General features: G+C 34.7%; 9 protein-coding genes. 5 read left to right on the top strand and 4 right to left on the bottom strand.

Annotation, left to right across the window (positions count from 1 at the left end; genetic code table 11):
• The first annotated feature begins 137 nt into the window (after window positions 1-137).
• The 5 genes from ERX46_RS07400 (at window position 138) to ERX46_RS07380 (ending at window position 6,729) form a co-directional block, all read left to right on the top strand.
• Window positions 138-1,016 carry a bifunctional 5,10-methylenetetrahydrofolate dehydrogenase/5,10-methenyltetrahydrofolate cyclohydrolase gene (locus tag ERX46_RS07400; protein ID WP_130093227.1) on the top strand — a complete coding sequence of 293 codons (879 nt, stop codon included), beginning with the start codon at window positions 138-140 and terminating at the stop codon, window positions 1,014-1,016.
• A gap of 223 nt (window positions 1,017-1,239) precedes the next feature.
• Window positions 1,240-2,658, top strand: coding sequence for an FAD-dependent oxidoreductase (locus ERX46_RS07395; protein ID WP_130093226.1), 1,419 nt, complete (start codon window positions 1,240-1,242; stop codon window positions 2,656-2,658).
• Window positions 2,659-2,838: 180 nt separating this feature from the next.
• Entirely contained in the window at window positions 2,839-4,890 is a 2,052-nt protein-coding gene (locus ERX46_RS07390; protein ID WP_130093225.1) for a dipeptidyl-peptidase 3 family protein, read from the top strand.
• 913 nt (window positions 4,891-5,803) lie between these two features.
• Window positions 5,804-6,349 carry a hypothetical protein gene (locus ERX46_RS07385; RefSeq protein WP_130093224.1) on the top strand — a complete coding sequence of 182 codons (546 nt, stop codon included), beginning with the start codon at window positions 5,804-5,806 and terminating at the stop codon, window positions 6,347-6,349.
• Window positions 6,346-6,729 (top strand): hypothetical protein, encoded by a 384-nt coding sequence (locus tag ERX46_RS07380; RefSeq protein ID WP_130093223.1) that lies wholly within the window; start codon window positions 6,346-6,348, stop codon window positions 6,727-6,729. The genes ERX46_RS07385 and ERX46_RS07380 overlap by 4 nt, the downstream gene beginning before the upstream one ends.
• Window positions 6,730-7,213: 484 nt before the next feature.
• On the opposite strand, the gene ERX46_RS07375 is transcribed toward ERX46_RS07380, so the two are convergent.
• The 4 genes from ERX46_RS07375 to ERX46_RS07360 all read right to left on the bottom strand — a co-directional run bounded on the left by ERX46_RS07375 (window position 7,214) and on the right by ERX46_RS07360 (window position 11,755).
• Window positions 7,214-7,789 (bottom strand): PhnA domain-containing protein, encoded by a 576-nt coding sequence (locus ERX46_RS07375; RefSeq protein WP_130093222.1) that lies wholly within the window; start codon window positions 7,787-7,789, stop codon window positions 7,214-7,216.
• A 134-nt stretch (window positions 7,790-7,923) separates the two neighbouring features.
• Complete coding sequence (locus ERX46_RS07370) at window positions 7,924-9,021, bottom strand: serine hydrolase domain-containing protein (RefSeq protein WP_130093221.1); 1,098 nt, start codon at window positions 9,019-9,021, stop codon at window positions 7,924-7,926.
• Window positions 9,018-10,112: a mechanosensitive ion channel family protein gene (locus ERX46_RS07365; protein ID WP_130093220.1), complete on the bottom strand. Its 1,095-nt coding sequence runs from the start codon at window positions 10,110-10,112 to the stop codon at window positions 9,018-9,020. Before ERX46_RS07365 ends, ERX46_RS07370 begins: the two co-directional genes overlap by 4 nt.
• 104 nt (window positions 10,113-10,216) lie before the next feature.
• Window positions 10,217-11,755, bottom strand: a complete 1,539-nt coding sequence (locus ERX46_RS07360) for a carbon-nitrogen hydrolase family protein (protein ID WP_130093219.1) — start codon at window positions 11,753-11,755, stop codon at window positions 10,217-10,219.
• Between the last annotated feature and the right edge of the window lie 274 nt (window positions 11,756-12,029).

The following is a 12,029-nucleotide window of genomic DNA, read 5'->3' as shown; positions in this document are numbered from 1 at the left end:
AAAAGCGTTTTCTCTTTGGGTAGGCGCTTTTTGCTTTTTGGAATAAAGTTCACGTTCAAAAATTATCAATTATCAATTATCACTTATCAATTGTCAATTGAAAATTAAAATCTTATTTTTGCAAAAACATATTTGACATGCAGATTTTAGATGGTAAAGAGACTTCAAAAGCAATTCGTCAGGAATTAGCAGAAGCAGTTGAGGCAAGAAAAGCGAAAGGTCAAAAGACACCACATTTAGCAGCCGTATTAGTTGGAAATGATGGCGGATCGCTAACTTATGTAGGCGCGAAAGTAAGGGCTTGTAAAGAAATTGGCTTTGAAAGTTCGCTGTTTCACCTTGAAGATACCATTACAGAAGAAGCACTTTTGGCAAAGGTTTACGAATTGAACAACAACGATGAAATTGATGGTTTTATCGTTCAGTTGCCACTTCCAAAACACATCGACGAAAAGAAAATCACTTTAGCAATAGATCCTAAAAAAGACGTAGATGGTTTTCATCCAACGAATTTAGGAAATATGGTTTTAAATCTGCCTGGATTTTTACCAGCAACTCCTGCGGGAATGTTAGAGCTTTTCAAAAGATATGAAATAGAAACTTCAGGAAAACATTGTGTTGTTATCGGTCGTTCTCATATCGTTGGTTCTCCAATGAGTATTTTGATGGGGAGAAGCGCATATCCTGGGAATTCAACTGTTACGTTAACACATTCTAGAACAACAAACTTAAAAGAATTAACGCTTCAAGCAGACATTATTATCACGGCAATTGGAAAACCGAATTTCCTTACCGCAGATATGGTAAAAGAAGGAGTGGTGGTTATGGACGTTGGAATTACGCGTTTAGAAGATGCATCAAGGAAAAATGGTTATAGAATTGTAGGAGATGTAGATTTCGAAAGTGTTTCTGAAAAAGCTTCGTATATCACGCCGGTGCCTGGTGGAGTTGGTCCAATGACGATTGTTTCTTTGATGATGAATACTTTAAAGGCAATAGAAATAAAACAAAAATAATTTATAGTATTGAGTGTGAGTAAGGAGAACTGAGGTGACGTCGATTAACTATGTAGTTTTTACTCTAAAAAAAGCGATTCCAGAATAGCTAATTTTTTTGTTAAACTAAGGCGTCATTTTAAATTGTAAATGCATCCTCGTTTTCACTCTCTTTCTCACTCTGTAAATTTTGGTTTACATTATTTTGCTTTGAAAAAATGATTCTTAAAAGGCGATACTAAATATGGATAATAACTACTCTGTTTGTGAGGAATGTCAAGGACTCGGGAAAAAAAGTCAGAGACTTCGCAAAAAAGTACGTCTTCAATATCAAAGAGAATTAGATCTTTTTGAAAAATCGGATGGAAAAGGTGCAGTTCCAGTTCGTCCAAAAAATCATTTAATTTCTTGTTTAAATTGTTTAGGATCAGGATTAGTTCCATCTAAAAAATCCGTTATTCCTGACAAAGAAAATCTTCCTCATGTTGCAATTGTTGGTGGAGGAATAGGCGGAATAGCTTTGGCGGTAGCTTGTTTGCACCGTGGAATTCCTTTCACTATTTATGAACGTGATACAGGTTTTGAAGAAAGATCACAAGGTTATGGACTCACTTTACAACAAGCCAGCAGAGCAATTGAGGGTTTTGGTATTTTCTCATTGGATGAAGCTGTGATTTCAACCAGACATGTTGTTCACACTACTGATGGGAAAATCATTGGTGAATGGGGGATGAGAAAATGGATGGAGGAAAATGAGAAAACTTCTCCAAAACGAACTAATATGCATATCGCTCGACAGTCCTTGCGATTGGCTTTGCTGCAACAACTGGGTGGACATGACTCCATTGAATGGGGACATCAACTAGTCGATTTTAAGGAAAACAAAGACGAAACTGTTGATTTGAATTTTAAAGTAAACGGTGAAATTAAAACTACAAAAGCAGATCTTTTGGTTGGTGCTGATGGAATTAGAAGTTCAGTTCGGAATTTATTGATTGGTGAGGAGGAAACTCCATTGCGTTATTTGGGTTGTATTGTAATATTGGGAATTTGTCCGTTGGAAGATTTAAAAGATATAGACAGTGATTTGCTTGATTCAGCTACAGTTTTTCAAACCGCAAATGGAAATGAACGAATTTATGTAATGCCTTATTCTTCTGATGCTGTGATGTGGCAACTGAGTTTTCCAATGTCAGAACAAGAAGCTAAAGAATTAAGCGTTCAAGGAAAGCAGGCTTTAAAAACGGAAGCAATTCGAAGAACTCAATGGCACATGCCTATTCCACAAATATTAGAAGCTGCAGATGAAGAACTAATTTCAGGTTATCCTGTTTATGATAGGGCAATTCTAGATTCAGAAACCTTGGCAAAATCACAAAATATTACTTTAATTGGAGATGCAGCACACCCCATGAGTCCATTTAAAGGTCAAGGTGCGAATCAAGCATTATTAGATGCGCTAGCACTGGCCAGAGGAATTTCAAAAGGATGCAGACCAATGTCTAATTGGAGAGCAAATGGAATTAGAAAAAGTGTTTTAACTCAATTTGAATCAGAAATGTTAGAAAGAAGCTCAACAAAAGTGAAAGATTCAGCAGATGCAGCGGAGTTTCTACATTCCGAAATCGTCCTTCAAAAAAGCGATAGACCGCGGGGGAAGTAATTTTGAATTATGAATTATTTCCCTTGACATTCGTTCTTCCTCTATAACTCTTTCTTTCTTTCCTCATTCTCCTTCTCCCTCTCCCCTCTCCCTCTCCTTACTCAAAACTCCCTACTCAATACTGAAAAACTCCCAAAAACGATTTTTATCACTACCTTAGACTTTCAAAAAAAAGAGAGAATGAAGAAAATTATAAATTCCCGATTGGTTTTGGGAGCACTTGCCGCAGGAGTACTTTTTTCATGTGGACAAAACGAGACAACGACTGAGAAAGAACCAGTCGTTCAAACAGAACAAGATGAGAATGAAGATTTCGAATATGAAGCAGATCGATTTGCAGATATTCGTGTACTTCGTTACAAGATTAATGGCTTCGACCAGTTAACCTTGGATCAGAAAAAGTTGGCGTATTATCTTACCCAAGCTGGACTAAGCGGAAGAGATATAATTTACGATCAAAATTATAAACACAATATTGAAATTCGTAATGCGCTAGACAATATTGTAGCGAATCATGAAGGTGATGAAAGTGAGGATTGGAATAAATTCATGCAATACACCAAGCAAGTTTGGTTTGCTAACGGAATTCACCATCATTATTCAAAAGATAAATTTACGCCTGAATTTGATAAAGCTTATTTCAATAAATTATTGACAGAAACAAAAACTGAAATCAGTGATGTAGCATTGACGGCTATTTTTGATCCTAAAGTGGATGCAAAAGCGAAGAATCTGGATGCTTCAAAAGGACTTATTAAAGGAAGTGCAAACAACTTCTATGGAGAAGGCGTAACGGAGCAAATGGTGGATGCTTATTACAAGAAAATTAAAGTTCCTGGAGATTCATTTCCCGTTTCTTATGGTTTGAATTCTAAAATGGTTTTGAATGATAAAGGACAAATTGAAGAGATTCCATGGAAAATTGGTGGAATGTATGGATCGGCACTAGAAAAAGTAGCGTATTGGTTAGAAAAAGCGGCAACTGTTGCAGAAAATGATGCCCAAAAACATGCTTTAGAATTATTGGTGAAATATTACAAATCTGGAGACTTAAAAGATTGGGATGCATACAGCATTGCTTGGGTTAAGGCAACTGAAGGAGATATTGATTACATCAATGGATTTATTGAAGTTTACGGCGATGCCAAAGGATACAGAGCGACTTATGAAACGGTTGTTCAGATGAAAGACTTTGATGCTTCAAAAAGAATGAAAGTGCTTGAAGAAAATGTACAATGGTTTGAGGATAATTCTTCAATTCAAGCAGAGCACAAGAAAAAGAATGTAAAAGGAGTAACTTATAAAGTTGTGAATGTATTGGGTGAGGCTGGTGACGCTTCTCCATCAACGCCAATTGGAGTTAATTTACCAAATGCAGATTGGATTCGTGCTGAACATGGTTCGAAATCTGTGAGCCTTGGAAACATTGTTGAAGCTTATGGAAAAGCATCTGGAGGTTCAATGCTGGACGAATTTACTTATGATGAAGAAGAAGCTGAACGTGCTAGAAAATATGGAGATATTGGTTCTAAATTGCATACAGCACTTCACGAAGTGGTTGGTCACGCAAGTGGACAATTGAATCCAGGTGTTGGGACGCCAAAAGAAACCTTAAAAAGTTATGCTAGTGCTTTGGAAGAAGCACGTGCCGATTTGGTTGCATTGTACTATTTAATGAACGAAAAACTGATTGATTATAATCTAATGGAATCTTTGGAAGTTGGAAAAGCGGAGTACGATGGTTACATCAGAAATGGTTTGATGACGCAATTACAAAGACTTAAAGTAGGTGATAAAATTGAACAATCTCACATGAGAAACCGTCAATTGGTTGCTGCTTGGGTTTATGAAAAAGGCAAAGCAGATACGGTTATTGAGAAAATTCAACGTGATGGAAAAACATATTTCAAAGTGCGCGATTATGTTGCATTACAAGGATTGTTTGGAGAATTACTAAAAGAAATCCAACGCATAAAATCGGAAGGTGATTATGAAGCGGGTAAAGCTTTAATTGAAACTTACGCAGTAAATGTTGATCAGGCAATTCACGCTGAAGTGTTGGAGCGTGTTAAACCTTTGAACATTCCACCATACAGCGGATTCGTGAATCCAGTTTTAGTTCCGGAAATGGACAAAGAGGGAAACATTACAGATGTAAAAGTTACTTACGTTTCTGGATTTAAAGAGCAAATGTTAGAATACGCTAAGGAATATAGTTTCTTGAAAAAGTAATATTAAGTTGATAAATATTCTAAAAACCTACGGAATGCCAAACGAAAGTGAAGTGTTTTGTAGGTTTTTTGGTTTTACAAAATTTAGCTTGTAAAATTTATTTTTTCCAGAGAATTGGAATTTCATAATTTTTAAACGGCTCTATATGAAATACTGTGGGTAATCAATTTTAATCTTTCGAAAAATTAATGGTTCTACTGCGAATTTAACTGTAACCTAAACGAGTTGTATTTTAAAGTATTTTTCAAAATTATCATTTCATTTTTACAAGTAAGCACATGGTGGTCTGTATTTCAATTGATTAGTCCCGGCGGGACGGCATATTAATAACCAAGGACGTAAGTCCTTGGTTTAAAACAAATAGATATAATACATAACCCCACAAAATCGACCTAATTGCATGCAATTAGGTCGATTTTGTGGGGTTATGTTTCGGTTTGTATCGTTTGTCGGATGGACTTACGTCCATCCCTATTAATATGCCGTCCCTCTGGGACTTAAAATTATAAATACTGTAAATTACAGGAGCTTATCAAATTAAGTGAATTAAATTTTTAATAGAAAGTTTCCATTTAAATAAAAGTAGAACCAAATTAACAATCGTTTAGCTTCAATTAAAACCATAGATTTTAAAACTACCCACACAAAATCATATAGAACCCTTTTATATGTTTAATCAAGTTTACAAAAAAAATAATTAGAATATCTTTTATCAATTGATGTTCGTTTTTAGCATGTTAACTATTTGTAATTAGGTTGATTACGTTTCAGGATTTAAAGAACAAATGTTGGAATATGCAAAAGAGTATAGTTTCTTGAAAAAGTAGTTTTAAAAAAAATAAATCAAATAAGATATAATATAAAGGTGGCTGAGCGAAGCCGAAGTCACCTTTGTATTTATCTTTGTCACTCCATGACTAAACATTCATCCATAATTGGTTATATATTATTTCTGTTTTTGCATCTTTTCTTCATAGGAAAATGTCTTCTTGATACATCAGATTTCAATATTTCATCATTACTTTTCTTGATTATTTTAGGATTATTAATCTACAGTTATATCCACTTACTTCGTGATAAATTCAATTCAAAAGCTACTATTTTTGAATTTCTAGCGCTTGTAATAGGAAGCTTACTCACTTTTTATCTCAATAATTATTTAGAATGGGGAGCTGTTTTAGCATCCGCTACCGTTGGACTTGCTGGAGGATTATTGCCTTACATAAAACCATCTTCTGAATCTCTAAAATCTGCTGCAATTGCTATTTATTGTGGAACATTTGTCGGAATGGCAAGTACTTCATTATTTGATGAAATCCATTACATTTTTATCGCCAGCGCAATTTCTGGATTGTTCTACATCTACACCAGAGGATTACTGATTGGTTATGGTGGAAAACTGGGCAGCGTCGCTTTTTCAGGTGTTTTAGCAACTGTTTTACTCTTTATGTTAAGATGATAGTAGGCTCACTTTATATCGTCGGATTAGCAGGTGCATTAATTGCATTTATTCTCAATAATAATTTCAAAATGGGAATTGTAGTTGGTTCTGCACTGCCATCATTGGTTTTTGCATTATTAGTTATGGTTTTCGCACCTTATTTACCTATAACGTTAGCCACAGAAGCACCCGTTATTTTCTATGGTGCGGCATTTATTGGAATGGCTTCCAATAAAATTCTTTCCTCCTATTTATTAATCGGAATAGCCGGATTTCTGTTTACTTTTATTTATCTTTTTACCTCTCCGTATTTTGAGGGCTTTGGCGGTGCTTTGGGGACAACAGCAGCTTTGTGTTTCTTACCAGTTTGGTCTATTTCTTTACTTAAGAAAAAATAGATTCTACTCTTATTTTAATGGGTCTTTGTGAATAGGAAATGTTACCGTGATAAAATCTCGCGGTAACTGATTTTTGGTGGTGTGCGTTCAAAAAAGAGGGATGAAAAATATTGGCGTTTTAACGCCATTATTTTTCATCCCTCTTTTTTGATTATTAATCCTTTTTCTAAACTGTTACCGCGAGATTTTATCTCGTGGTAACAGTTTTTATCTCGTGGTAACAGTGATTTTATCTCGTGGTAACAGTGATTTTATCTCGTGGTAACAGTGATTTTATCTCGTGGTAACAGTTCTTGCAGTGGGCCCGCGTGCCATTAAAGCGCAACAAAAAGTATCATCCAGAGTTCTTGGATTATTCTTTTGTTCGTTTAACTTATGTATGGATAAATAATTTTAATCCAGTTTCAATTACATTCAACCATTATAAAAAGGGGAGAACCGAAAGTGCCATTAAAGCACAAAAACAAATTTCTAAATTAGAAATTTAGGATTTCTTTACGAATTGGGTCAAAATTACGATTTGCTGCCCCTCAACTTTCCCTTCAATATGATTTGCATTCTCATGATCAAGTGAAATCCGCCTAACCGCCGTTCCTCTTTTGGCCACCAAACTAGAACCTTTTACTGGAAGATCTTTAATTAAAACAACAGTATCTCCAGCTTCTAAAACTACTCCATAGCTGTCTTTATGAATAATTGCTTCTTCTGTCACTTCAGCTGCAGCACCTTCTTTTGCCCATGCTAAAGTTTCTTCTTCAAGATACATCATTTCCAATAAATCAGATGGCCAACCTTCAGCACGCAATTGGTTTAACATTCTCCAAGCCACAACTTTCACCGCTGAAACTTCGCTCCACATACTGTCATTTAAACATCTCCAGTGATTTGGATCTACTTTACTCTCATCATTAATTTGAGTATTGCAATTCTCACATATTAAGATCGAATTTTCTTCGCTTTCAGTATCTCTTGGTGGAACAGTGTAAACCGTCAAATCGCTTGTCGAAGTACACAATTCGCATTGATTGTTGCTTCTTTCTTGAAGTTTCTCTTGAATCATTTTTTTGGTGTTTTAAAATACAAAGTTAGTTTAATATTAGGAAGTTTAACCGCAATTGCATCGCATTGTTCAGAACTTGGTGAAGGCAATTAAGTCCACAACAATTCGTAATTCGTAATTACAATATTCGTAATTCAATAAGCCTTCCCAATCTTTGGCAAAACACTAAACCAATCTACTTTTCCTTCTTTTTTTCCTAATCTTACGATTATGAGGTCTTTTTCTGGATGAACATAAATGTATTGTCCTAAAATTCCTCGGGCCATGAAGTCGCCATTTTCTGAGGGAATCCACCATTGATATTGGTAGTGATTTGCGCTTCCTTCGGAGACGTCATATTTAGTAGATTCCGCTACCCATTCTTCCGAAACGATTTGTTTTCCGTTCCAATTTCCTTTGTTCAGGTATAGTCTTCCAATTTTTGCAAAGTCTCTTGCTCTTGCATTTAAACAGCAGAAAGTCTTTTCTAATCCGTTCTTTTTTCTGTCAATGCTCCAGCTCGCATCGAATTCCATTTCTAAGGGGATCCATAATTTTTCCTGTAAATAGCTCGAAATAGATTGGTCTTTTAATGCTCTTTCTAATACTAAACCTAAAATTTGTGTGCTTCCGCTGGCATAATCAAATTTTTCCTCGGGTTCGTATTTCAACTTCATTTTTGGAATTTCTTTTCGTAGTTTTGTTCCATAATAAAACGTTGCCACATCTCCGAAAGGATTTGCATATCCTTCATTGTAGTCTAATCCTGAAGTCATTTGTAATAAATGCTTGAGGGTCACTTTGTCGAATCCATTTGCTTTTAATTCTGGAATATATTTGGTGACTGGTTCGTTTACTGATAGAATTAATCCTTCATCAATTGCGATTCCAATAAGAATAGACGTGACAGATTTTGCCATAGAAAACGAAGCAACAATAGCTTCTTCTTCATATTTGTTAAAGTAATTTTCATAGAGAATGGAGTCGTTTTTAATCACTAAAAATGCAACTGTTTTCTGTTCAATTAGGAATTCCTCAAATGATAACTCTTTGTCTTTATAGCTTATCGTTTTTGGTTTTTTCTCAACTCCTTGAGTAAAGTAGAAGGTAGAATCTCCTTTCTCAATTGTGCGGCTTGGAAATATTTTGTAATCTTTTATTCCCGCGAAATTGTAAACGAAAAAACGGCCTACTTTACAAGAAGATAAACTCAATAATAGTAATGACATTAAAGCAATTCGAAACAATCTCATTCTTCTGTTTTTAACGGATTTTTAAAACTAATCGTTTGATTAGGAAATGGAATAACAATGCCTTCTTTATCGAATCTTTTCTTGATACTTTCTAATAAATCGAAGCGTAAAGTATAGCTGTTATCGGAATTTGCTGTCCATGCCCAAGCGCGAATAACTACTGCATAAGCAGCTAATTCAATTACTTTTACATTCACTTTTGGAATCCCATCACTAATTTCTTTGGCAGTTCTTTTATCTAGGAGTAATGGATGGTTTTCACACTCATCTCGAATGATGCTTTTTGCTAAATCAATATCACTGTCATAAGAAATATTAAATCCCAATCTTTCGCAAACCCTTTGGTCGATGGAATCATAATTGATTAATTTCTCTTTGTTAATAACAGAATTTGGCACGACAATCATACGGTTTTCGAAATTTTGAAGTACCGTATGTCTTAGAGTAATATCAATAACTTTTCCAGTCATTTCGCCTTCGATTTTTATCACATCACCAATTTTAAAAGGTTTAAAGGATACGATAAAAAGCCCACTTACAATATTCCCTAAAGCTTCTTGAGAAGCAATACCCGCGATTACAGCGATCACACCAGCTCCTCCTAGTACAGTTTGTGCTACTCCTTTAAATCCGGGTAGAACCAATAGAATTAACAAAACTCCGAGTGTATAAATAGCACCAATTGCTATATATCTTAAGAATTTTAAACTCGTTGGATCGTCATGTTCGGTGTTCTTTTTTGTAACCTTCCATTTGAACCATCTGTTGGTTGTTGAGGCAAAAACTATTGTTCCAATAGCAACAATAGTAGTGTAAACGATAAATTTTGAGTTGGCTAATAATTTTTCATGAACCTCACCAGATACAAAAAGCAAAACAATTGCTGTTGCACCTAAAATTAACCACAAGGTATTTAAAATCTTTCTAACTGTTCTGGTAGTTCCATCGCTTTCATAGCCCAATCTTTCTGCACCTTTTTTTAAGGCTTTCTTTTGAATAAAAGTGGTTAAAAAACGCAATGCAAATACTGAGAAAATGGTGACAATAATATAAATTATCTCATATTGGTAATCTTTTAAAAATGTCAACATAGTTGTTAGTTTTTAATCTTTTACTATTCTAAAGCTATTCAATACAACCTTTCAAATGCTGAATTATCTCCAACATTTAAAAGGTTAATTATATTTTCACAATATTAAAGCTTCTTCTTTGGTTTCAAATTTAATTCAAATAAATCTGTTCTTCTGTCCTTTAAATTTCGAACACTTCCAAATTCATTCAATTCACGAAGTAAATCTAAATCTACGTCTGCAATTAAAATCATTTCTGAGTTTGGCGTTGCTTCTGCTTTTACACCATTTGTTGGAAAAGCGAAGTCACAAGGCGTAAAAACCATAGATTGTGCATATTGAATATCCATGTTGTGCACGTTCGGCAAGTTACCTACACTTCCAGCAATGGCAACATAACATTCATTTTCGATTGCTCTGGCTTGAGAGCAATGTCTAACACGTGAATATCCATTTTGTGTATCTGTTAAGAAAGGCACAAATAGAATTTCCATTCCTTGGTCTGCCAAGATTCTACTTAATTCTGGGAATTCTGAATCGTAACAAATCAAGATTCCAATTTTACCACAATCCGTGTCAAAAACCTTGATCTTATCTCCACCTTTCATACCCCAATACTTCACCTCGTTTGGAGTAATGTGGATTTTTTCATAACGATCAACCGTTCCGTCACGTCGGCATAAATACCCAACGTTATACAAATCTCCATCAATCATTTCTGGCATACTTCCAGTAATAATATTGATGTTGTATGAAATAGCGAATCCAGAGAACTTATCAACTATTTCTTCCGTAAATTCAGCCAAAGCACGAATAGCATTTGCTTCCGACATGTGATTGTCATTCCCCATTAATGGAGCATTAAATAACTCCGGGAAAAGCGCAAAGTCAGAGCGATATCCTGACAACGAACTAATGAAAAACTCACATTGTTCAAAGAAAGTTTCTGTGTCTTTGTATGGACGCATTTGCCATTGAACCAAACCTAGCCTTACAACACGCTTGTTTGAACCTGCTTTTTTCGATGGTTTTTCATAATATATATTTCGCCATTCTAATAAAACAGCGTAATCGTTAGAATGAACATCTCCTTTTAAATAGTTTTTTAAAACTTTAGTTGGGAAAAAATCATTTGAAATCTGAAAATTCAATACAGAATCATTGATTTCTTTGTTCCTTACCTTCGCTATATATTCTTTAGGAGATAATTGATCTTGATATTTATGGTAATTCGGAATTCTTCCACCAAATGCAATTCCTTTCAAATTTAGTTTTTCACACAATTCCTTACGGTAATCATATAAACGACGACCTAATCTCAGTCCGCGAAATCCAGGCTTAATAAAAACATCAATTCCATACAAAACATCACCATCTGGGTTATGAGAAGTGAATGTTTCATTGGCTGTGATATCGGAATAAGTATGTGCATCATCGTATTTGTCGTAGTCCACAATGAGTGATAGCGCACATCCAGCCAATTCACCATTGATTTTTACAACCACTTGTCCTTCAGGGAAAATAGACAATAATTTTTCAATGTGATTTTCCCTCCAGTAAGTACCCATCGTTGGATAAGCTGACTGCATCACTTCTTTTAACTCTTGATAATCATCAATGTCTAAAAATTTTAGCGTGATGTTATCGATATCTTCTACTTTCATTTTTCAGTTTAGAATAAGAGAATAAAAGTAGGATTAATCTTTGAGATTAGAGGTGGAAATTGGGAATTATTAATGGTTTGGTGGAGAGGTTTTTGGATTTAAATTTTAGGTGATTTGGAATAGAGTTTATTTATTTGGGAAATTTATATTTAAAATTTTGTATCTTCATTAAATGTTAACGAATAATTTGAAATGTAGTATATCCTTTTATTTGAATACTAGAATTAATAAAAATCTAAATCTTTTGAAGCCTTAAAGCCTATAAAATTAATAC

Source organism: Brumimicrobium glaciale, from assembly GCF_004152935.1.
GTDB lineage: Bacteria > Bacteroidota > Bacteroidia > Flavobacteriales_D > Crocinitomicaceae > Brumimicrobium > Brumimicrobium glaciale.
The sequence above is the reverse complement of the archived record's forward strand: the minus strand, read 5'-3'. Positions and strand labels throughout refer to the sequence as shown.